Below are 21,866 nucleotides of genomic sequence, written 5' to 3'. Positions count from 1 at the left end.
GCGAGCGGCTATTGCGACGCGCGACGACGAACGGCAATCGTGGATCGATAACAATGGCTCGCCGCGAACGAACACAAATGCCGACCGAGCACGCGCCCGCCACGCTCCGGACACTGCTGCCCCAGCAGCACCGAATCAGCATCACTGTTCACGCTCGTTCATCTCGCCCGCCGATAGCGTTATGAGCGTCTTGCTCACACGCATATCGTCGCGCGTGGAATAACGCCGCGGCGCCCGCCGGACGTCGCGCACCATCCCGACACCCGCCCTTCGCCGCTGCACCTCTGCGCGACTCGCCGAAATGGCACGCCGCTTGCAACGCAGTCCGGCGACGGGCACCTGGCCCGCTTCGACAGGAGAGACGCAAGCAATGAGCAAACCGGTGAATGTCGTCGCGGTATCGGGCAGCCTGCAACGACCGTCGCGCACGCTCGTGCTGATCGACGCGCTCCTCGCGGCGCTCGGCAATGCGGCACGCATCGAAACGCGACGCATCGAGCTCGCGGAAATCGGCGGCCGGCTTGCCGGCGCCGCGACGCGCGCACAGGTGCCGCCGGACCTCGACGCGCAACTGCGCGCGATCGAAACGGCCGACGTGCTGATCGTCGCGAGCCCCGTCTATCGCGCGTCGTACACGGGCCTGCTCAAGCATCTGTTCGATCTCGTCGATCGCGACGCATTGATCGACGTTCCCGTGCTGCTTGCCGCGACCGGCGGCAGCGAGCGGCACGCGCTCGTGATCGACCACCAGCTGCGCCCGCTGCTCGGCTTCTTCCAGGCGCGCACGCTGCCGATCGGCGTGTATGCATCGGAAAGCGATTTCGACCGCTACGCGATCGCGAATCCGGCGCTACACGCACGCATCGCACGCGCGGCCCGGCATGCCGCGCCGCACCTGCGCGCACGTCAGTTTCCGGTGGCGGCAGACGCCGCCGCGTAATCCCGCTTTTCCCGACGAGGACAATTCATGAGCGTTACCGAATCGCACGCCGATGGCGTCAAATTTGCGTACTGGGTGCCGAACGTCAGCGGCGGACTCGTGGTCAGCACGATCGAGCAGCGTACCGACTGGAGCCTCGAATACAACCAGCAGCTCGCGCGCGTCGCCGAAGCGGCCGGCTTCGACTATGCGCTGAGTCAGATCCGCTTCACGGCCGGCTACGGCGCCGAGTATCAGCACGAGTCGGTATCGTTCAGCCAGGCGCTGCTGCACGCGACGACGAAACTGAAAGTGCTCGCGGCGATCCTGCCGGGGCCCTGGCATCCGGCCGTCGTCGCGAAGCAGCTCGCGACGATCGACCATATTTCGAACGGACGCATCGCGATCAACGTCGTCAGCGGCTGGTTCAAGGACGAATTCACCGCGATCGGCGAGCCGTGGCTCGAGCATGACGAGCGCTATCGACGTTCGAAGGAATTCATTCAGGCCTTGAAGGGCATCTGGACGCAGGACAACTTCACGTTCAAGGGCGACTTCTATCGTTTCAACAACTACACGCTGAGCCCGAAGCCGCTGCAGAAGCCGCATCCGGAAATCTTTCAGGGCGGCAGTTCGCGCGCCGCACGCGACAACGCGGCAAGCGTGTCCGACTGGTACTTCACGAACGGCAATACGCCCGAAAACCTGAAGACCCAGATCGACGACATTCGCGCGAAGGCGGCCGCGAACGGCCATCGCGTGCGAATCGGCGTCAATGCGTTCGTGATCGCGCGCGACACGGAGGACGAGGCGCGCGCCGTGCTCGACGATATCGTCCGTCACGCCCATGTCGAAGCGGTGCACGCGTTCGGCGACGCGGTGAAGCAGGCCGGCAAGGCTTCGCCGGAAGGCGAGGGCAACTGGGCGAAATCGACGTTCGAGGATCTGGTCCAGTACAACGACGGCTTCCGCACGAACCTGATCGGTACGCCCGAGCAGATCGCGCAGCGCATCGTCGAGCTGAAGGCGATCGGCGTCGATCTCGTGCTCGCCGGCTTCCTGCATTTCATCGAGGAAGTCGAATACTTCGGCAAGCGCGTGCTGCCGCTCGTGCGCGAACTGGAGGCGCAGCGGCAGCCGGTCGCGGCCTGACAGGGCGAACGTGCGCGTAGCGAAGCGCGTGGCGACGGGCCGGCTCGCCGGCCGCTACCGGCGCGCTTTGGCCGCGCGCCGCCGCGGCGTACCGTGCTGCATCGCGCGCAGCTCAGCTGCGTCGAGGAAGAAGTCGCGATTGTCGGCGAGCCGGTCGACGACGAAGTCGATGAACGTCTTCACGCGCAGCGACCGCTCGGTGCGGTGACCGTAGTACAGATAGATTATCCCGTGCTCGACCACGTGTTCGGTCAGCAACGGAACGAGCCGGCCGCTGCGGATATGCATCGCCGCACTGAAGCTGCCGAGCTGTCCGACCCCGAGGCCCGACAGTACCGCATGCGTTTCCATGTCCGTGTCGTTCACGGTGAGCGCGGCGGGCACGTCGCGGTACACGATTTCGTCGCCGACGCGAAACGTCCACTGCGCGAGCTTGCCTGTGTTCGCGCGTCGATAGCCCGTGCAGCGATGCGCGGCGAGTTCGTCGATCGTGCGCGGCGCGCCGTGGCGCGCGATGTACTCGGGCGACGCGCATACGATCAACTGGATCGGCACGAGCGGCCGCGCGATCGAGCCGGCGGACGGCGGCGGGCCGCCGCGGAATCCGACGTCCGCGCGCTCAGTGACGAGATCGGTGAACTGATCGTCGAACCGCACGTCGAGCTGCACGTCGGGATACGCGTGCTCAAACGCCTCGAAGCACGGCCAGAGCACGGGCAGCCCGAGCGCGCGCGGCGCGCTCACGCGCAGCAGGCCGGCTACCTCGGACTTCGAACGCCGCGCATCGCCGAGGGCGGACGCGAGCATCGCAAGCGCCGGCTTCACGCTGTCGAACAGTCGCTCGCCTTCGTCCGTCAGGCTCAGCTTGCGCGTCGTCCGGTGAAAGAGCCGCACGCCGAGCGCCTTCTCGAGCTGCATCACCGCGTGGCTCGCCGCCTGCGGCGAGATGCCCTGATCGACGGCCGCCGCGCGCAGGCTGCCGAGCGTCGCGGCGCGCACGAAGACGGTGATCGCACGAACTTCGTTCACGGCGGCCTCCCCGATTCGCAAATAAAAATTGATTATGCGTCCAGTTCGCGGCAGCTAGTGTGTGTCAATCGACGCGCCTACGATGAACTCACTTCATCACACACGTAGGAGAAACGTCATGGCAGCCACGCAACATCACGGTTTCAAGCGCGTCTGGTTCATCACCGGCGCGTCGCGCGGGATCGGCGCACTGATTGCGGAAGCGGCGCTCGCGGACGGCAACGCCGTCGTCGCGGCAGGGCGCAACGTGTCGGCGATCGTCGAGCGGCTCGGCGAATCGGCCGCGCTGCTGCCGGTCGCGCTCGACGTGACCGACGAAGCGCAGGCGCGCGCGGCCGTGCAGGCGGCGGTCGAACGCTTCGGCCGCATCGACGTGCTGGTCAACAATGCGGGCTTCGGCCTGCTCGGCGCGGTCGAGGAATCGTCGGACAAGGACGTGCGCCGTATGTACGACACGAACGTGTTCGGGCTGCTGAATGTCACGCGCGCGACGTTGCCGACGATGCGCGCGAACCGGTCGGGGCACGTGATCAACATCTCGTCGATCGGCGGCTATCGCGCGGCGGCCGGGTTCGGCGTCTATTCGTCGACGAAGTTCGCGGTCGAAGGGATCACCGAAGCGCTGCATGCGGAACTGCAGCCGCTCGGCATTCACGCGACGGTCGTCGAGCCCGGCTATTTCCGCACCGATTTTCTCGATGCGTCGTCGCTGGTCGTCGCGCCGACCGTGATCGACGATTACGAGGCGACGTCGGGCGCCGTGCGTCGCAAGGCCGCGCAGCTGAATCACAACCAGCCGGGCGACCCGACGAAGCTCGCGGCCGCGATGATCGCGCTCGTCGATGCGCCGAACCCGCCGTTGCGTCTGCCGCTCGGCACCGACACGCTGGCCGCGATCGCCGCAAAGAACGCGTACGTCGCGCAGGAAACGGAAGCGTGGCGCGCGCTGTCGGCGTCGACCGACTTCGCGGCGTGACGGGCGGCGCGGCCGTGGCGCCCGGCCTTCGTCCCGGCCGCTTCGCCGCTCAGCCGGCCGGGACGAAGGCCGGATTGAAGACGACTTCCCACACGTGGCCGTCGGGATCCTGGAAGTAGCCGGAATAGCCGCCCCAGAACGTCTCGCCGGCGGGCTTCACGATGCGCGCGCCGGCGGCCGCCGCTTGCCGCATCACGTCGTCCACTTCGCGTGCGCTCGCGACGTTGTGGCCGATCGTCGATGCGATGCCGTCGCGCGTCGCAGGCGGCAGGCCGGTGTCGTGCGCGAGGTCGGCGCGGCCGAACAATGCGAGCTTGACCCCCGGCTGCAGATCGAAGAACGCGACCGCGCCATGTTCGAATTCGCGGCCGACGATGCCGTCGGTCTTCAGGCCGAGGCCGTCGCGGTAGAACCGCAGCGCGGCGTCCAGATCGTCGACGCCTAGCGTCAGCACGCTGATTCGGGGTTGCATCGATCGGGCTCCGTCGTCGAATAACGAAACCGACATCGTAAACCGTACGACGCGCGACGGGCGCCGAACCGGCAACAGCGGGCCTCCGTTCCTGGCGCTACTGCGTTGCGACGCATGGCGACTACGATGCCGACGAAGTCGATCCTGCTGTCGGACGCTCGATGCCGGTTCGCGACGAAGCGCCGGCATCGACCTCGACGCGCGGTTCAAGAAGGGCGCGCCGGCGCCGATGCCGATGAAGCGACGCGCTCGGGTTCGTGGTAGACCGCGAGCCACACGGTCGGCACCGACGGATCGGTCCACGCGACGCGGTGCCGGCAATGCGCGTCGATCAGCACATGGTCGCCGGCGTGCAGCGCGTGGCGCGTGGCGCCGTGTTCGAACTCGAGTACGGCCGCGCCCGACAACAGCACGACCCATTCGGCGCGCGGATCGTCGTACCAGAAGCCGGGCGGACTGGCGTGTCCGGCCGAGACGATCCGCTCGATCGTCACGTTCGATCCGGCGACGAGCGTGTCGAAGCGTTCGCCGTCGCCGGGCGTGCGTTCGATATCGAACAGGTTGCCGATCCTGAGCATCGTTGCGGGCCTCGCTGCGGGCGTCGCATGCAGGCCGCGCCGAACGATTACAGCGCAGCCTGCGGCGTGTTGCGAAAGCTGATTGCCATTCGGTTATAGGCATTCATCAGGCTGATCGCAATCGTCAGATCGACGATTTCCCGCTCGTCGAATACCTGCCGCGCGGCCTCGTACGCAGCGTCGGGCGCGCCGGTCTCGGCGACGCGCGTGACCGTTTCGGCCCAGGCGAGCGCCGCGCGTTCGCGTTCGTCGAACAGCGAGCCGGCTTCGGCCCATGCCTGGACGAGCGCGAGCTTCTCGATGCTCACGCCGCGTTCGATCAGGTCGCGCGTGTGCATGTCGAGGCAGTATGCGCAATTGTTGATCTGCGAGACGCGCAGATAGACGAGATCGACGAGGATCGGCGAAAGGCCGCTTTGCATCACGTATCCGTAGACGCTGCCGAGCGCCTTCATGCCGGCGGGCGCAATCTGCGCATAGTCGAGACGGCGGGTCATGTCATTCTCCATGTTCAACGGGGGTTGTCAGTACGCGTGTTTCGATACGCGTGTCCGGTGTCGTTCGGTCGATCGCGGCGGGCGCGCGCATCCGTCGATACGCGGCTTCGGCGCACACGAACGCGACGACGATCAGCGCGGCCGCGACCACGCTGAGGTAGCGCGCGTCGATCGTGCGCAGCACGAGGCCGCCGAGCACGCCGGAGGCCGCGAGCCCGATATAGGTCGCTGTATTGTTCAGCGCGAGCACGAGCGGCGCGACCTGCGGCGCGGCATGCACGAGGCGGTGCTGCTGCGGCACGATCAGCCCCCAGCCGCAGAGGCCCCAGATCGTCAGCGACACGATCGCGCCGAACGCGTGGGCCGCCGTCCACGGCAGCAGGCAGAAGTTGACGATCGCAATCCAGAGCATCGCGTCGATCACGCGGCGGCTGTCGAAGCGGTCGACCAGCCGGCCGGCGATGAAATTCCCGACAGTCGCCGCGACACCCCACAGCAGGAACAGCGCCGCGAGCATGCGTTCGTCGCCGTGCGTCACGCGCTGCAGCACGACGCCCGCATACGTGTAGACCATCAGGAAGCCGCCGAATGCGAACAGCGAGGTCAGCAAGGTCAATGCGATCCGCGCGTCGCGCATCGGCGCGATGCGCTCGCGCAGGCCGACCGGCGCGGGGCGCGGCACGGCCGGCAGCATGGTCCACACGCCGATCATCGCGACGGCGCCAAGCGCGGCGACGAACCAGAGCGTCGAGCGCCAGCCGCCGAAGCCGCCGATGAAGGTGCCGAGCGGCGAGCCGAGCGCGGTCGCGCCGGTCAGCCCGGCCGTCACGGCGGCCAGCGCCCGTCCGCGCCGTTCGGGTGTCGCGAGCGCCGATGCGACGCCGAGCGCGGTCGGCGAAAACAGCGCCGCGCCGAAGCCGGCCAGCGCGCGGCTGAACAGCACGACGCCGAGGTCGGTCGCGAGCGCGCTCAATACGTTGCCGGCGACGAAGATGCCCAGCGCGGACACCAGCAGCAGCTTGCGCGGCCACCGGCCGGCGAGCGCCGCCATGATCGGGGCGGCGATGGCGTACGTGAACGCGTAACAGGTCACCATGAGTCCGGCGAGCGCGACCGACGTATGAAGGGATGCCGCGACGCCGGGCAGAATGCCGGCGACGACGAAGTTGTCGGTCCCCATCGCGAACATTCCGACGGCGAGTATCGATAGTCGACGATCCATACGAAAGCTCTGGCGGTAAGGGTTTCGGGAGCGATACGCGGAGAGGATAGTCGCGATTGACCGTGTCTCAAATGTCATATATACAAGCAATTTCGGACATCGCCGGGGCACGCGCATGCATACGATCGGTTTCGTCGTCTTCCCGAATTTCTATCTGCTCGGCTTCGCGGCGATCACTGCGTTCGAGCTCGCGAACGTCGTGCTCGGCGAGCCGGCGTATCAGGTCACGGTGCTGTCGGAGGAGGGCGGGCTCGTGCTGTCGTCGGCCGGCATCCGCGTCGAGACGCAGCCGTTTTCCGACACGTCGTTCGATACGGTGATGTTCGGTTCCGGTGTCGAGATCGACATCGCGTCGCCTGCGCTGACCGCGTTCGTGCGGCGCGCGCTGACGACGTCGCGACGCATCGCGGCGCCGTGCACGGGCGCGTTCATTCTCGCGGAGGCCGGCGCGCTGGACGGCCGGCGCGCGACGACGCACTGGCGCTTCGCGGCCGACCTTCAGCGCCGTTATCCGGAGGTGACGGTCGAGGACGATCAGATCTTCATCGTCGACGGGCCGATCTGGACGTCGGCCGGGATGACCGCGACGATCGACATGGCGCTCGCGATGATCGAGAAGGATCACGGACACGAGGTGTCGCGCGCGGTCGCGCGCAAGCTCGTCGTCTACCACCGTCGCGCAGGCGGGCAATCGCAGTTCTCGACGCTGCTCGATCTCGAACCGAAATCGGACCGGATCCAGAAGGCGATCGACTATGCGAGCGCGAATCTGCGCAAGCCGCTGACCGTCGAGGAGCTCGCGGACGTCGCGGGACTGAGTCCGCGCCAGTTCAGCCGCGCGTTCAGTGCGGAAACCGGCCAGTCGCCGGCGAAGGCGGTCGAGCATCTGCGCGTGGAAGCCGCGCGGCTGCTGCTCGAGAAAGGGCGTCTATCGCTGGACGTGATCGCCGATGAAGTGGGCTTCGCCGATCGCGAACGGATGCGGCGCGCCTTCCTGCGGACGATCGGTCAGCCGCCGCAGGCCGTTCGCCGCTTCAGCCGTAGTGCGCGTGCGGGCAACGCGGACGGCGGCGAACAGACGCTCGCGCCGCCGGCCGTCGCCCTGCAAGCGGCGACGGCAGCCGGCGCGGTACCGCGGTCGTAGGCGCCGCCCCTTGGCGGCTGCGCCTGCGTCAGCCGCCGGTCGCGAAGCCGAGCGCCGCCGCCTTCGCGCGCAGGTCCGCGAAGCGGTCGGCGGTCGGATTCACTGCGGGTTTCGCGGCCATTTGCGACGGATCGATCTGCGAGATCGAGTCGGACGGCGCCGGTGCGGTCGCGCCGGCGCACAGCCCGCCGAACGGCCCTTGCGGCACGGTGAAGGCGGGCGCGTCGGTGCGCGGCGCACTCGCGAGATCGAGCGCGTAGGCGAGATTGACGGTCGCCGGATCGCTGCCGCGCACGCCGAGCGGCTTCAGGCCGAAGCGCCATTGCAGCAGCGCATGAATCGAACTCGGATCGAACGGATAGCGCGTGACCGTGCCCGCCCGCACGCGCGGGCCGAGCAGCGCGAGCGGCACGCGGCAGCCGAGCTTGCCGTCGTTGCCGAGCGCGAGCTCGTTGTTGCTGATCGGCCGCGTCGGCGGCACCACGTGTTCGAGAAACCCGCCCCATTCGTCGTACACGATGATCAGCAGCGTGCGGCTCCACGTCGGGCTCGTGCGTAGTGCGTCATACACCTGATTCAGAAATGCCTGGCCGTCGCGAATGTCGGCGTGCGGATGATCGTCGGAGGACGTGCCCTCCCGTTCGCCCGCGAAAGCGGGGTCGACCATGCAGAACGCCGGCAGCGTACCGGCCGCCGCATTCGACAGGAACTCGGAGAACGGATGCGAGATGCCGACATAGCGCGTGCCGTACAGCGCCGTGAACGGCACGTCGTGATAGTAGTAATGGCAGCCGACGTTCGCATCGGCGAGGTTGTCCCAGATCGTGCGCAGCGTCGACGTATCGATGCCGTCGCCGAGGCGGTCGGTTGCGCCGCTGTGCAGATACAGGCGGTTCGGAAACGTGCTCGTCAGAATGCCGGTGAAGTAGAAGTCGCCGATCGTGTAGTGAGTCGCCGCCGCGCTGAAGAACGGCAGATCGGCGGACGTGTAATAGCCGATCGGGAGCAGGTCGCCCTGCGTCTGACTCGTGCCCGGCGTCAGCAGCCAGCCGTTCATCGCGCCGGACGCGAGTTGCGTGCGCGCCCCTTCGTAGCTGTGGTTCGGGTCGTGATACGCGCAGGCCTGATAGCCGTACGCGGAATTGGACGCGAGCGCGAACGGTGTATGTGTCGCGCCGAACGCGTCGTTGTATTGCCGGTTCGCGGGCATGCCCTCGGCGCCGGGCACCCAGCTCAGGAAGTGATCGAACGAACGGTTTTCCATCGTGACGAGCACGATGTGATCGATGCCGGCATTCGACGGGTCCGGCAGCGGCGGCCGCGGCAGGCTGTAGCGATCGCCGCCGTTCGGCGAAGGCGTGTTGCCGATCGACGGCGCGGCCGCATTGCCGTCGGCGCCCGATCCGCCGTTAGCGCCGCCGTTGCCGCCGTCGCCACCCCCGCCGCCGCAGCCCGATAGCGCGACACTGCCCGCAACAGCGGCAACGCCGGCGAGAAAGCGCCGCCGGTCGTAATGGCGATATGCTCCGGTCCCGTCCATGACAACGTCTCCCTGAGTGAATGCGGCGCTGGCCAGCCGTGTGCGCTCCGAGCCGCGAAGCGAAGCGCGCTCGCCGTGCCGTACGGCAGGCCGGCCGACAGGGGCAAGCGTCGTGCCTGGCGCGCGTATCGAGGGACCGCCGATCGCGATGCGGTGCTGCGGCGACGGATCGCGTGCGATGGCGGCGCACGTCGTGCGGCGCTTCGGCGTTCGTTGCGCGGGCGGCGCCCGGCACCGCGTGCTGCGCCGCAATTCGTCGGGAGGAGAGGTATCGGGAGGTCGGTACGCGATGCCGTTTGGAGCGCCGCAAGTCAAAAAGACACAGTCGATGCGTGCGCAATGATCGGGTTAGTCGAGTGGCGTGTGCTCATCGGGGTGTCGAATCGTCGGCACAGATGCGTGTGATCGAGATGCCGCAGCGGTGTGATGCGCGATGCCGAGCAGTTGAAGCGGTCACGAGTAATCGCACAGCCGATACGAAACGCCATTGATTCTCGAAGCGACACTGCTTCTCATTTTCGGTTTGCGCAGCGAGACGGGAGGCGAAACACGATTATCGAGATGCGCCCAAAGCCCCTCGCCGGACAGCCGGTTCCCTCCCGAATGGGAGTGCCGCATATGCGTCGGCCGTTCGAAAGTACAGGTAACGGCGCGCGCTGCTTCGAGCGGGGTGGAGGCTGGGGTTAACCCGTTCGGATCGCCTCGACGAACCGTTGCGACTGCGCGCGCTCACCTCATGCGGACGCCGCCTCCCGCAGCCGAAACTGGGCGACCGCATTGCTGAGCCGCGCGCCTTGCTCCTCGAGCGACAGCGCGGCGGCAGCCGTCTCTTCGACAAGCGCGGTATTGCGCTGCATCGTCTGCTCCATCTGCGTGACGGTCGCGTTCACCTGCTCGATGCCCGAGGACTGTTCGTCGAACGCCGTGCTGATGTCGCTCATGATCGCGTTCACGCGCTCGACGGCCGCGACGATCTCGGTCATCGCGGAACCGGCATGCGCGACGAGGCCGCTGCCGTGTTCGACGCGCTGCGTCGAATCGCCGATCAGCTCGCGGATCTCCTTTGCCGCCGCCGCGCAGCGCTGCGCGAGCCCGCGCACCTCGGTCGCGACGACCGCGAAGCCGCGGCCCTGTTCGCCTGCGCGCGCCGCTTCGACCGCCGCGTTGAGCGCAAGGATGTTGGTCTGGAATGCGATGCTTTCGATCACGCCGACGATGCCGGCGATTTGCGCGGCACTTTGCGAGATCGCCGACATCGTGTCGACGACGCGCTGCATCGCCTCGCCGCCGCGCGCCGCGATGCCGGCCGCGCCTTCGACGTAGCTGCGCGCATCGCGCGCGTTGTCGGCGTTCTGCCGCACCGTCGCCGTCAGCTGCTCCATGCTCGCGGCCGCTTGCTGCAGCGACACCGCATGCTGTTCGGTGCGCGCGGACAGGTCGACGTTGCCGCTCGCGATCGTACGCACGTCGCCGACGATCGTTTCCGTGCTCGCGCGTACCTGGCTGACCGTGTCGACGAGCCCGTCCTGCATCCGCTTCAGCGCGTTGAGCAGATAGGCCATCTCGTTGTCGCCGCCGATCGCGACCGCACTGGTCAGATCGCCCTTCGAGATCTTGTCGAAATGATCGACCGCGAGCGCGATCGGCTCGATGATCGCCTTGGCGAGCAGACGCTGCGCGACGAAGCCGACGACCAGCGCGATCGCGGCGACCGCCGCCATCGCCCACACGATCCGGTGAAAGCGCTCGCCGGCCGCTTCGTAGCGCGCCTTCTCGCGCTCGACCTGGAACGCTTCGAGCGCATCGATCGCCTTCTGGTAGGCGGCGAACAGCTCGGGCGGCGCGGTGCGCTGCGTGTCGAGGAAATTGAACGCGTCGTCCTGATCGAGCTGCGCGAGCGCCTTCGAGAACACGCGATCGAGCAGCGTGCGGCGACTGGCCTGCAGTGCGTCGAACAGCGTCTGCTCCTGCGCGTCGCGCTTATGCAGCCGCGAATACGCGAGCAGTTCGTCGTTGCTCTGCTGCAGCAGCGTGTGAAGCTGCGCGATTTCGTCCTTCGCGGGCCGGCCGGCGCTGATGATCTGCGCGACGTCGGCCATGCGCTCGCGCAGCACGAGCATGCGCTCGGAGCTGGTCTTCAGGTGCAGCAGCGACGCGGTGTCGTCGCGGTACATCGCTTCGAGCGAGTCGTTGCCGAGGTACAGGCCGCCGATGCACGCGGCGACCACGAGGACGAGCAGCAGCGTATAGCCGGCGATGGTCGCGACGAGCCCGCCGCGGATCGTGAATCGTTTTCGCATGTCGTTCCCTTGCCGGCGGCCGCGCGCGGCCGTTGGCGCAGAAGTGTTCCGGGTCGGAGGGACGAACGCCGCATGCAGCGCGCGGCGCCCGGGCTGCGAACGCGTTAACGGCGCCGCGGCGGCCGCGCTTTTATCCGGACACGACGCGAATCATCACGATTGCGACAGACCGTGCGTTTTTGCTTCAGCGCGCCTCGATCGCGTCGGCCGGTGCAAGGCGTTCGGCGGCGCGGCGCGTCGCGGCGGGGCCGCCCAGTTCGTGCAGCGGCGTGCGGTGCGTTTCGCGTGCCGTCCATGCGGCGACGGCCGCGAGCGCGCTGATCGCGAGCGTGACGGTGCCGATCCGCAGCGGAATGTCGTGCGTGCCGGGCGGCGCGATCGCCGCGAACAGCGAGGGCAGCAGCGCAGTCAGCGCCATGCCGATGTTCTGCCCGATCGACATCGCGGAGACGCGCGTGCGCGTCGGAAAGAGTTCCGGCATGAAGCTCGGGAACACCGCATTGAAGCCCTGATAGACGACGCCCCACATCAGCACCGACGTGAGAATCGCGGCCGGCGCGTTGCCGGCGCTGATCGCATACAGATACGCATACGACAGCAGCCCCGCGCCCAGCGAACCGACGACGACCGGAATGCGGCGGCCGATGCGGTCGGACAATCGTCCGACGAAAGGAATCAGGATCACTGCGACGACGTTGCCGACGAACGGGATCACCAGATAGGTATCCGCATGAAAGCCGATCCCGTAGGCGGGCTGCACCGCATATGCGGCGCCGAAGATCGTCGCGACCATCGCGATTACCGCGGCGGTCGCCATGACCGCGATCCGCACGATGTCGCGCCAGCTGTCGCGCAGCGCGACGCGGATCGGCGATTCGGGCATCGCGTGTTGTGTGCCTTCGCCGATGAACGCAGGCGATTCCTGCACATGACGGCGGATCATGTAGCCGGCGGCGAGCACGAGTGCGCTGAGCAGAAACGGAATGCGCCAGCCCCACGACACGAACGCATCGGCCGGCAGCCAGTATGCGAGCGGCATGAAGATCGCCGCCGCGAGGATCTGGCCGGCCTGCGTGCCCTGCAGCGCGAAGCTTGCGTAGTAGCCGCGCTTGCCGAACGGCGCCTGCTCGAGAATCATCGAGCTCGCGCCCGAGATTTCGCCGGCAACGGCGAAGCCCTGGATCAACCGCAGCACGACGAGCGCGATCGGCGCCGCGATGCCGATCTGCCGGTACGTCGGCAGCAGGCCGACCGCGAACGTCGACACGCCCATCAGGAACATGCACAACAGCAGCAGATGCTTGCGGCCGTGCGTATCGCCGCGGCGCCCGAGCACAAAGCCGCCGATCGGCCGCGCGACGTAGCCGACGCCGTACGTCGCGAGCGACGCGACGATCGCGAGCGTCGGATCGCCGTGCGGAAAGAACAGCTGCGGAAATACCATCGACGCGGCCTGCGCGTAGATGAAGAAGTCGTAGTATTCGAGCACCGAGCCGATCCAGCCGCTGGCGGTCGCGCGCCGGGTCTGCTGCATGGATGGCGCAGCGGTTGTCGCATCGAGGTTCATCTGTCGTCTCCTGTCTTTGCTATCGGGTAGGTGGGCTGCGCGCAGTGGTTCGCGCCGGCGCGCGCGGCGCACGGGCTCACGCGGCGAGCGGCGCCGTCATGAACGCGCGCAGGTCGTCGAACTGCGCGAGCGCCATCTCGGCGCCGGTCTGGATCCGGCAACCGGTACGGCGCGCGATCGCAAGAAAGCGCGTGATGTCCGGCGTCGTGACGACGTCCGCGACGAGCGTGGTCGCGCGCAGCGTCGCGAGCCGATGTTCGGTGAGCGGCAGCACGTCGTTGTCCGGCATGCCGGCCGGCGACGCGTTGACGACGAGATCGAACGCGGCGAGCGAATCGACCTGCGTGCCGGTGTCGACCGCCGGAAAACGCGCGCGCAGCAGCGCGCGCAGCCGCTGCGTGCGCGATGCGTCGAGATCGACGAGCGTGAGCGCGGTCGCGCCGTGCTCGCACAGCGCCCACGCGATCGCGCTGCCCGCACCGCCGGCGCCGATCACGAGCGCCCGCGCGCCGCGCGGTGAAAAGCCGTGCTGGCGCGCGGCCTTCAGGAAACCGTCGCCGTCGACGATGTCGCCCGCGAGCGTGCCGTCGGCTTCGCGGCGGATCACGTTCACGCACGCGAGTGCGTGCGCACGCTCGCTGAGCATGTCGATGCGTGCGGCGATCTCCTGCTTGTACGGCACGGTGATCACGCAGCCGCGAAGATTGCGCCATGCGCGCAGCGTCCGGACGAACGCGTCGAGCGATTCGCGTTCGAGATCGATCGGAATCATCGATGCGTCTTTGCCATGACGCGCGAACCATGCGTTGAAGTTCTGCGGGGATTTCACCTGCGCGATGGGGGAGCCGACGATGGCCAATAATTCGGTCGTACCGCTGATCATGAATGCACCGGAGTGGGAGGGCGAACAGCACGCATGGTGCGACCGCGGCCGGCGCGCGACAACGCCGGAATCGGCCGATTCGAGCGATCAGCGCAATGACGATGCGATAATCGCACTCGTTTGCCGTTTCGGACCCAAACCATGCCCCAGCCGCCCATCCACGAGCGCGACCTGATCGTCGGTCTGCAGAAAGGGCTCGCGATCATCCAGCTGTTCACCGAGGAAACACCGCGGCTGAGCGTCGCCGACGTCGCGCGTCTTGCCGGGCTCACGCGAAGCGCGGCTCGGCGCTTTTTGCTGACGCTCGTGCACGACGGCTATGCGCAGACCGACAGCCGCCAATACTGGCTGACCGCGAAGACGCTGCGGATCGGCCAGGCGTATGTCGATTCGGCGCGGCTGCCGCGCATGCTGCGGCCGATCGTCGAGAAGGTCGCGAGCGAAACGCGCGAACACGTGTCGGTAGCCGTGCTCGACGGCGACGAGGTCGTGCATATCGTGCGCAGCCGGATCGCGAACGTGTCGTCGATGTCGATCCGGCAGGGCTATCGGCTACCGATGTACTGCACGGGCAGCGGCCGGCTGTGGCTCGCGTCGCTGCCCGACGACGAGGTCGACGCGTATCTGGCGCGCGTCGAGCGCAAGCCGCTGACGCCGTTTACGCGCACGTCGGTCGACGAGATCAAGGCGATCGTCGCGCAGATCCGGGAGCAGGGGTACGTGGAACTGGATCAGGAGTACGAGGTCGGCATGCGGATCCTCGGCGTGCCGCTGACGAATCGCGCCGGGCAGATGTGCGCGAGCCTCACGATCACGACGCAGGTGTCGTCGCTGTCGCTCGACGACATTCGCGAGCGCTGTCTGCGTTATCTGTATGAAGGGCAGGCGCTGCTGCGGCCGATTATCGACATGTGAGGGTTCCGAACGAGGTCGACTCATCACCGCTACATGCGCGCGGCTGAAGTGTTAATCGGGCCGGACTCATCTGAAAACGCCGATGTGCGCCGAAGATCCGTTTAAGCGCGAGTCCTACATCGAGCGCTGTCGGCTGAGCGCTGGTCGTCCCGGCAGTTGCAGGAACGGATGCGAACACCGGACCTGCTGCTCAAGGATCAGCGCAAGCTGGCCGCGCTATCGAGGAACGCCGGCGTCTGCCCTTCGCGCATGTACGCCGCGTTGAAGCGCAACCAAGGGCATGCCTGATTGCCAGGCCGGTAATGGGCACCCGGTGCGATGTTGATTCCATACTCGGCCGCGTGTTCGACCAGGCGTGCGGAGTCCTCGATATGCGGCACACGTGCCCACACGAACATCCCGCCACATGGTTCCTCGTATGTTTCCCAGCCCGATCGTCGCAATTGTTCGACCGCACGCATTAACGCATCATTTACCTTGTGTCGCAACTTTTCCATGTGCCTTCGATAGAGACCTCGTTCAAGAAGTGTCGCGACGACGTTTTCTGCGAATCGTGTGCCTCCCATGCTCGTCAATGTTTTCACGTCGACGAGATGACGAATTAGATCAGCATGTGCAGCGATATATCCGAGTCGCAGCGACGAAGACAATGTTTTTGAAAATCCATTGACGTAGATCACGCGATTGAGCTGATCCAACGCGGCAAGTCGTTGCGTCGGGGCCGATTGCAAGTCGGCGTAGACGTCATCCTCCACGACATAGAAATCGTACTGTTGCGCCAGTTGCAGAATCGCAAATGCGATTTGCGGCGCTATGTTCGTGGCGGTTGGGTTATGGAATACCGTATTAACGAAGAACAGTTTAGGGCGGTGCGCTGCAAGTAATGCTTGCATCGCATCAACGTCCGGTCCGGTGCGCAGACGTGGAACCCCGATTAACTGAATCCCCTGCAGTTTGAGCAGGCCAAACAGGTTGAAATAACCGGGATCCTCCACGAATACCGTATCGCCAGGGCGCAGCATCATGCGTGCGACAAGATCGAGAGCGTGACTTGTACTATGTGTGACAAGAATCTGCTGAGGCGGAGCACCGATTTCGAAGCGGGCAAGCTGACGCGAAATTTGCGTTCTCAGAATTCCGTCACCCTGCGGCACTGCGTAGTCGACGAGGCTCATGATATCGGTGCGTGAAACGTGTCGCACGGACTGTGCAATGCCCTCAACGTCGCGCCACGCGGCCGGAATAAAGCCGCTCGACAAGGGTGGCGCTCCCCCCGGGGCATCGAACTGCCGCAGGATCTGTCCGGACTCTGCGCGGGCCACTTCAGGATCTGCACCGGGAGGCCAATGGTCGTAGGGGCCAACACAGTTTGTGACATAGAAACCGGAGCCATGCCGGGGCTCGATCAAACCTCGAGACACGAGATGGTCATAGGCCTCCATGACCGGAAAACGGCTGACCCGGTTGGCCGTGGCGAGTTGGCGAATCGAGGGAAGCCTTGTGCCGACCGGCGCCTGCCGCGAGCGAATCATGTCCTCGATCTGATAAACGAGTTGTTCCTTAAGCGATACAGGCTTCAGGGGATCAAGGGCGATTTTCATGGCGGCCATTTACAGGAAGTGTTCAGTGCATTCTAGCTGACACTTCGTGGTGACAGTTGATCAAGTGTTCATTCCATTACAGCGTATGCAGCGGAACAATGAGTTCGCACGCCGTTCATCCTATCGGGCGATCTTAAATCGCTAATCGGATAAAAATATATGCATATGGCTCGCCGACGAATTTTGTTTCTATGCAAGCATCCTCACCATGGTCGAAAGCGGCATGACGTCAGCGTCACATCAATTTATCGATTCTCTTCTGACTATCCACAAACGATATCGTGAAAACTAAACACATTCTCCTTGCGGTCCTCGTGACGGCAATCTGGGGCGCAAATTTTTCCGTGATCAAACTCGGATTGACGTCAGTCGATCCGTTCCTTCTTGCAGGTATACGTTTCGCGCTCTGTGCCATTCCCGCCGTTTTCATACTTCGACGGCCGCAAGTGGGCATCGGATACCTGGCCAGTTACGGCTTGCTGTTCGGCGTGGGGCTCTGGGGCGTCGTGAACCTGGGAATCCAAGCGGGCCTCTCAGCGGGCATCGCATCACTGGTTTTGCAATTTAGCGCGTTTTTCACGATTCTTCTCGGTTCATTCGTATTCAAGGAATCGATCTCGAGATACCAGTACGCAGGTATTGTCCTTGCGCTTATCGGACTGGCCGCGATCATCACCATCACCGACGGGTCCGTCAGCACGCTGGGAGTCGCACTTGTCGTGATCGGCGCGCTTTCATGGAGTGTGGCCAACATAATCATTAAGCGAGCGGGCACCAAAGACGTGTTGGCGTTTCTTGTCTGGTCGAGTCTATTTTCGCCGGTTCCGCTCTTTGCGATCGCGTTGTTCCAGCACGGCACACAGATCTATGTGGAGACCCTGTCTCGTTTGAATTGGTCGGCGATCTTCTCGATACTGTTTCAAGTTTATCCGACGACCTTGTTCGGCTATTGGGCTTGGAACAAGCTTTTGAAAACGTACCCGGTGTCGCGTGTAGCACCGCTGTCGTTGCTCGTACCCATTTTCGGCATGGTGGGCTCGGTACTGGTCTTCGGTGAGCATATCGGTACGCCGAAGGTTGCCGCCACAGCCCTCGTCGTGCTGGGATTGGCTATCGGCCTGTACGGAAAGCAGATCAGTGGGGTGATCTTGCGACGCGCGCAGATTTGATCAGCAGCTCTCGCCCACGGAGAAGCGGCCCCATGTGACGGAAGAAATGGCAATCGATGCCGGGGCCCTGCTGTCGACGGCGACCTTCGTACCTGCAGATCGGCTCACGGGGGGGGCGAGTATGGGGCAATCTACAGCCGTCAGGGCATCAACCCGGCCCGTCGCTCGCGGCCGCGAGGAGCGGCACAAGGACGTCGCTGATCGGCGTCGGAATGCCGTGCGCCCGGCCGCGACGCGAGATGACACCGTTGCGGATATCCCATTCCAGCGGCCGGCCGGCTTCCCGGTCCGTGAGGATGGAGGTGCCCATGTCGGCAGGCGCTGCGCGGAACTTGTCGAGAATCTCTTGTGGCACCTCGTCGCCGAGTTCAGCGCCTTCCGCGCGAGCCACCGCCAGGCATTCGCGCAGATAAGCCAGTGCAAGCTCGTCGATGTCGGCGCGGCCGAACATGCCCGAGCGGCGGACCGTGAGCGCCATAAGACCGGCTACCGCGTTCTGCAACAATTTGCGCCAGGCCAGAGAACTGAAGGCGGCCGTCACGTCCACGGCGCATCGCGTCCCGCGCAACGCGTCGGCCACCGTGCGGGCATCCGCCGTATCCGGCAGGCTGAGGCGCACGTCGCCTCGCAACCGTACCGAGCCGTCCGGTTGCGCCTGCGCGGGAAACCATACGACCGCGGGAACGATCCGCCCTTGCGAACAATGCGGGGCCACCGTATCCAACTGCTCGATTCCGTTCTGCAAGACACACACCACGGTTTCCGGGCCGGTCAGCGCCGTCAGCCATTCTGCGGCCGCGGCAGTTTGCGTTGCCTTGACTGACAGGAAGACAAGATCGACCGTGCGACCGATTTCCGCGGGATCCGTTCGGACCGGGCCCGGCACGACGATGAGGCGGTCGCCATCGCGCAGCGTCAACTCATCGCGGGGCGTGCGGCCACACAGCAAGGGCGTGCGGCCCGCTTCGTGCAGTGCCGCCGCGACCGTGGTGCCGATGGCGCCCGGGCCGACGACAGCGATTTCAGTACCGATTTCGGCGTTCATGAGAGGGACTCCTGTAACCGCGCATGCCGACGGAATGGTTGCGCGCGTGGCAGACGGTACGTAATATATTACACATGAGTGAAGATATTGGTAATGGAGTTTCAGGCGGCGAACGACGTCTGCAGCAATGGATCGGCAGCATTCAAGCCCGCAGCGGCGATCTGGCCGCGAGCGAGGCGAAGGTGGTCGAGCTCTTGCTGAGCGACCCGCTGTTCGTCGGCGCGAGCACGACCGCACAGGTCGCCGCGCGTGCCGGTGTTTCGCCGCCCACCGTCATTCGCGCCGCACGTGCGCTTGGGTTCACGGGGTTCACCGAGCTCAAAATCGAGATCGCGCGTGCTCGCGGCACCGCCCGCTTTTTCGCGCCGCCTGAAGTACTCACTGCGGACGCGAGCTCGGCCGCGGTGCTGGAGACGTCCATCCGCACGGGCGTCGATGCACTGTCCGCACTCAGCGGGGCCATTGAAATCGCCGCGCTCGACAAGGCGGTCGCGTCGATTCAGCAAGCGCGCCAGGTATTCGCGTTCGGTGCCGGCCCTTCGGCTACCGTCGCCGCCGACGCAGTCTTCCGGTTGCGCGCGGTCGGCGTGACAACCGTCGGGATTCCCGACTATCTTTCGGCGATGATCGCGGCCCGGCTTCTCGGGCCCGGCGATGTTGTCATCGCGGTCAGTTCGACCGGGCGCACGTCCTCGACGCTCGCCGTCGCGGATGCGGCATCCTCGGCCGGCGCCACGCTCGTTGCCGTCACCAACCAATACGGGACGCCGCTGGCGAACCTCGCAGACATCGCGCTGGTCGTCGGCGGCGCGCCGTTGCCGGCGCAGATGGCCGCTGCGGGCAGTCGCCTGGCGCAGCTCGTCGTTATCGACGCGCTGGTCGCCGCCCTCGCGCTGCGCGATCCGGCGCGCAGCCGCTGCGCAGAGCGCGCCGGTATCGATCTGCCCGACATCGATTGATGCAGTCCGGCACGATTGCGATCGTCCTTGCCGCGGCCGTCGCCCACGCCGTGTGGAACCTCGCCTCGAAGTACAAGCGGGAAGACACGCTGGTGTTCGTCTGGGCCTATAGCTGCGTCTCGACACTGCTTTGTGTGCCGATCGGCATCGTGCAGATCGTCAAGGGGCAGCAGACGATCGACTGGCAACTTGCGGCGGGGGCGGCCGTTTCGGCGGCGCTGCACATCGTTTACTCGCTGGCCTTGCAGGCCGGTTACGATCGCGCCGAACTCGGCGTCGTATATCCGGTCGCCAGAGGGACGGGGCCGCTACTCACGATACTGTTCGCGATGCTCTTCATGGGCGAGCGGCTTACCCCGGTCGCGATGCTCGGTGCATGCCTCGTGGTTGCGGGTATTTTTGTCGTCACTGGCCATCCAGCCACGCACGGGCGTGCGCCGCTCAAGGGAATGCTGTGGGGTGTCGCGACGGGTGCCGCCATTGCCGGTTACACGCTGTGGGACGGCTACTCGGTCACCACGCTGCACCTGGCGCCCGTGAGTTACTACGCCGGCACACTGCTGCTACAGAGTCTGATCATGACGCCAAGCGCGCTGCGGCGAGGGCATCGAATCCAGGCCGCCATCCGCGTCGATACCGTGCCGATTCTCATCGTCGCCGTGTTCTCTCCGCTGGCCTACGTCCTCGTGCTGACCGCCATGCTCTCTGCGCCGCTGGCGCTCGTCGCGCCCTTGCGCGAATCGTCCATCATCATCGGCTCGCTTCTCGCGTACTGGCTCTTTCGCGAAGATCATCTGGCGCGCCGCATCGCCGGCGCCGTCGTCGTGCTGGCCGGGATCGCTGCGATCAGTCTTTGAGGTTTGGAGAAACAGCGCTGCACTCGCTTCGCCGGCACATGAGCGACGAGCGCGGCGCACGATCGCGCGGAAGCGGCGTTTCAAACAGATCCGAACCCGAACCCGATCTCGATCGCACGTTTCAGCGCGCGTTCATCAGCCAATCCCGAAACGCCGCCAACGACGGCAACGATTCGTTCTCCGGCGGATACACGAGGTAGTAGCTGCGCCGGCTCGTGATCGCTTCGCCGATCGACACCAGTTCGTTGCGGCTCAGCTCGTCCTCGACGAGCACTTTCGGCACGAGCCCGATCCCCATTCCGGCGCGCACGGCCTGAATCAGGTGCGACGTCAGTTCGAAGCTCGGGCCGATCCGCATCTGGCGGTGGTCGAGCCGGTAGTGCGCAAACCATTCCGCCCACGCGTGCTGATTGCTCGTCACGCCGAGCAGCGTCTGCCGAGCGGCCCACGCAGGGGCGCGCTCGCCGTTTGCGTCGGGCGGCGCGTCGGGGCTCGCGATCGCGATCAGAAACTCGTTGTACAGCCGGTGCGCATGCAGGCCCGGCCAGTCGCCGGTGCCGACCGCGATCGCCGCGTCGAGATCGTCGACGTGGAAATCGATGTTGCCGATCCGCGAATGCAGATGCACGGTCACGCCCGGATGCGCGGCATAGAAGTCATGCAGATGCGGGAGCAGCCATTTCGAGCCGAACGTCGGCAGCGTCGCGAGCCGCAGCGTGCCGGCGCCCGCCTGATGCGACATCGCCTGCAGCGTCGCGCCGCGAATGCGGCCGAGCGCGCCGCCGACCTCGGCGAAGTAGCGGCGGCCGACGTCGGTCAGCTTTACCGAGCGGCCTTCGCGCCGGAACAGCGGCACGCCGAGCTGATCCTCGAGCGTCTGGATCTGCCGGCTGATCGCGCTCTGGCTCAGCGACAGCTCGTCGGCCGCGCGCGTGTAGCTCTCATGACGCGCGGCGGCCTCGAAGACGAGCAGCAACGACATGGACGGAGTCAGACGCCGATAATTCATGAGTTTTATGCAAGTGTCGACGGACAAGAATA

Annotated in this window: 20 protein-coding genes; 8 read left to right on the top strand and 12 right to left on the bottom strand. The window is 65.9% G+C overall.

The genetic code is table 11. The features are described 5' to 3' along the window. The first annotated feature begins 370 nt into the window (after positions 1–370). Both msuE and sfnG read left to right on the top strand, forming a co-directional pair. The gene (gene msuE / locus NP80_RS00505) at positions 371–940 is read left to right on the top strand and encodes an FMN reductase (protein WP_006405446.1); all 570 of its coding nucleotides are present in this window, start codon (positions 371–373) and stop codon (positions 938–940) included. A 27-nt stretch (positions 941–967) separates the two neighbouring features. After that, positions 968–2,071 carry a dimethylsulfone monooxygenase SfnG gene (gene sfnG / locus NP80_RS00500; protein WP_006399272.1) on the top strand — a complete coding sequence of 368 codons (1,104 nt, stop codon included), beginning with the start codon at positions 968–970 and terminating at the stop codon, positions 2,069–2,071. Between the two features lie 54 nt (positions 2,072–2,125). Here sfnG and NP80_RS00495 read toward each other — a convergent pair whose 3' ends face one another. Then, positions 2,126–3,100 carry a LysR family transcriptional regulator gene (locus tag NP80_RS00495; protein ID WP_006410026.1) on the bottom strand — a complete coding sequence of 325 codons (975 nt, stop codon included), beginning with the start codon at positions 3,098–3,100 and terminating at the stop codon, positions 2,126–2,128. 118 nt (positions 3,101–3,218) lie between these two features. Here NP80_RS00495 and NP80_RS00490 point away from each other — a divergent pair, with 118 nt between their 5' ends. Beyond that, positions 3,219–4,076 (top strand): oxidoreductase, encoded by an 858-nt coding sequence (locus tag NP80_RS00490; protein WP_006410031.1) that lies wholly within the window; start codon positions 3,219–3,221, stop codon positions 4,074–4,076. A gap of 49 nt (positions 4,077–4,125) precedes the next feature. On the opposite strand, the gene NP80_RS00485 is transcribed toward NP80_RS00490, so the two are convergent. The 4 genes from NP80_RS00485 to NP80_RS00470 form a co-directional block, all read right to left on the bottom strand. Beyond that, the gene (locus tag NP80_RS00485; protein WP_045592771.1) at positions 4,126–4,548 is read right to left on the bottom strand and encodes a VOC family protein; all 423 of its coding nucleotides are present in this window, start codon (positions 4,546–4,548) and stop codon (positions 4,126–4,128) included. Between the two features lie 206 nt (positions 4,549–4,754). Next, the gene (locus tag NP80_RS00480; RefSeq protein ID WP_006410033.1) at positions 4,755–5,126 is read right to left on the bottom strand and encodes a cupin domain-containing protein; all 372 of its coding nucleotides are present in this window, start codon (positions 5,124–5,126) and stop codon (positions 4,755–4,757) included. Positions 5,127–5,173: 47 nt separating this feature from the next. Continuing rightward, on the bottom strand, positions 5,174–5,623 hold the full coding sequence (locus tag NP80_RS00475; RefSeq protein WP_006410023.1) for a carboxymuconolactone decarboxylase family protein: 450 nt from the start codon (positions 5,621–5,623) through the stop codon (positions 5,174–5,176). Between the two features lies 1 nt (position 5,624). After that, the gene (locus tag NP80_RS00470) at positions 5,625–6,845 is read right to left on the bottom strand and encodes an MFS transporter (protein ID WP_006410032.1); all 1,221 of its coding nucleotides are present in this window, start codon (positions 6,843–6,845) and stop codon (positions 5,625–5,627) included. 115 nt (positions 6,846–6,960) lie between these two features. Between NP80_RS00470 and NP80_RS00465 the strand changes: the two genes are divergently transcribed. Beyond that, positions 6,961–7,989 (top strand): GlxA family transcriptional regulator, encoded by a 1,029-nt coding sequence (locus NP80_RS00465; RefSeq protein WP_006410024.1) that lies wholly within the window; start codon positions 6,961–6,963, stop codon positions 7,987–7,989. 28 nt (positions 7,990–8,017) lie between these two features. Here NP80_RS00465 and NP80_RS00460 read toward each other — a convergent pair whose 3' ends face one another. The 4 genes from NP80_RS00460 to NP80_RS00445 all read right to left on the bottom strand — a co-directional run bounded on the left by NP80_RS00460 (position 8,018) and on the right by NP80_RS00445 (position 14,279). Continuing rightward, positions 8,018–9,529: an alkaline phosphatase family protein gene (locus tag NP80_RS00460; protein ID WP_035946737.1), complete on the bottom strand. Its 1,512-nt coding sequence runs from the start codon at positions 9,527–9,529 to the stop codon at positions 8,018–8,020. A 734-nt stretch (positions 9,530–10,263) separates the two neighbouring features. Continuing rightward, complete coding sequence (locus tag NP80_RS00455) at positions 10,264–11,829, bottom strand: methyl-accepting chemotaxis protein (RefSeq protein ID WP_045592767.1); 1,566 nt, start codon at positions 11,827–11,829, stop codon at positions 10,264–10,266. A 184-nt stretch (positions 11,830–12,013) separates the two neighbouring features. Further along, positions 12,014–13,396, bottom strand: coding sequence for an MFS transporter (locus NP80_RS00450; protein WP_006408963.1), 1,383 nt, complete (start codon positions 13,394–13,396; stop codon positions 12,014–12,016). A gap of 76 nt (positions 13,397–13,472) precedes the next feature. Further along, entirely contained in the window at positions 13,473–14,279 is an 807-nt protein-coding gene (locus NP80_RS00445) for a shikimate dehydrogenase family protein (protein WP_006405434.1), read from the bottom strand. Between the two features lie 141 nt (positions 14,280–14,420). Between NP80_RS00445 and NP80_RS00440 the strand changes: the two genes are divergently transcribed. Then, positions 14,421–15,194: an IclR family transcriptional regulator domain-containing protein gene (locus NP80_RS00440; RefSeq protein ID WP_006399257.1), complete on the top strand. Its 774-nt coding sequence runs from the start codon at positions 14,421–14,423 to the stop codon at positions 15,192–15,194. 197 nt (positions 15,195–15,391) lie between these two features. Here NP80_RS00440 and NP80_RS00435 read toward each other — a convergent pair whose 3' ends face one another. Continuing rightward, positions 15,392–16,804, bottom strand: coding sequence for an aminotransferase-like domain-containing protein (locus NP80_RS00435; RefSeq protein ID WP_006408961.1), 1,413 nt, complete (start codon positions 16,802–16,804; stop codon positions 15,392–15,394). 272 nt (positions 16,805–17,076) lie between these two features. Here NP80_RS00435 and NP80_RS00430 point away from each other — a divergent pair, with 272 nt between their 5' ends. After that, entirely contained in the window at positions 17,077–17,964 is an 888-nt protein-coding gene (locus NP80_RS00430; protein ID WP_006405432.1) for an EamA family transporter, read from the top strand. Between the two features lie 148 nt (positions 17,965–18,112). On the opposite strand, the gene NP80_RS00425 is transcribed toward NP80_RS00430, so the two are convergent. Then, a complete protein-coding gene (locus NP80_RS00425) occupies positions 18,113–19,009 on the bottom strand; it encodes an oxidoreductase (protein WP_006408971.1) in 897 nt (298 codons plus the stop codon). A 74-nt stretch (positions 19,010–19,083) separates the two neighbouring features. On the opposite strand from NP80_RS00425, the gene NP80_RS00420 reads away from it, so the two are divergent. Both NP80_RS00420 and NP80_RS00415 read left to right on the top strand, forming a co-directional pair. Further along, positions 19,084–19,968 carry a MurR/RpiR family transcriptional regulator gene (locus NP80_RS00420; protein WP_006408968.1) on the top strand — a complete coding sequence of 295 codons (885 nt, stop codon included), beginning with the start codon at positions 19,084–19,086 and terminating at the stop codon, positions 19,966–19,968. After that, positions 19,968–20,825 carry a DMT family transporter gene (locus NP80_RS00415; protein WP_006408965.1) on the top strand — a complete coding sequence of 286 codons (858 nt, stop codon included), beginning with the start codon at positions 19,968–19,970 and terminating at the stop codon, positions 20,823–20,825. Before NP80_RS00420 ends, NP80_RS00415 begins: the two co-directional genes overlap by 1 nt. A gap of 121 nt (positions 20,826–20,946) precedes the next feature. Here the strand turns inward: NP80_RS00415 and NP80_RS00410 are convergent, their stop codons facing one another. Next, complete coding sequence (locus NP80_RS00410) at positions 20,947–21,834, bottom strand: LysR substrate-binding domain-containing protein (RefSeq protein ID WP_035488494.1); 888 nt, start codon at positions 21,832–21,834, stop codon at positions 20,947–20,949. Positions 21,835–21,866: the final 32 nt, after the last annotated feature.

Source organism: Burkholderia multivorans ATCC BAA-247 (assembly GCF_000959525.1).
In the GTDB taxonomy this organism is placed as follows: Bacteria; Pseudomonadota; Gammaproteobacteria; order Burkholderiales; family Burkholderiaceae; genus Burkholderia; species Burkholderia multivorans.
Note: the sequence above shows the minus strand (reverse complement) of the source record. Positions and strands in the feature narration are given on the sequence as shown.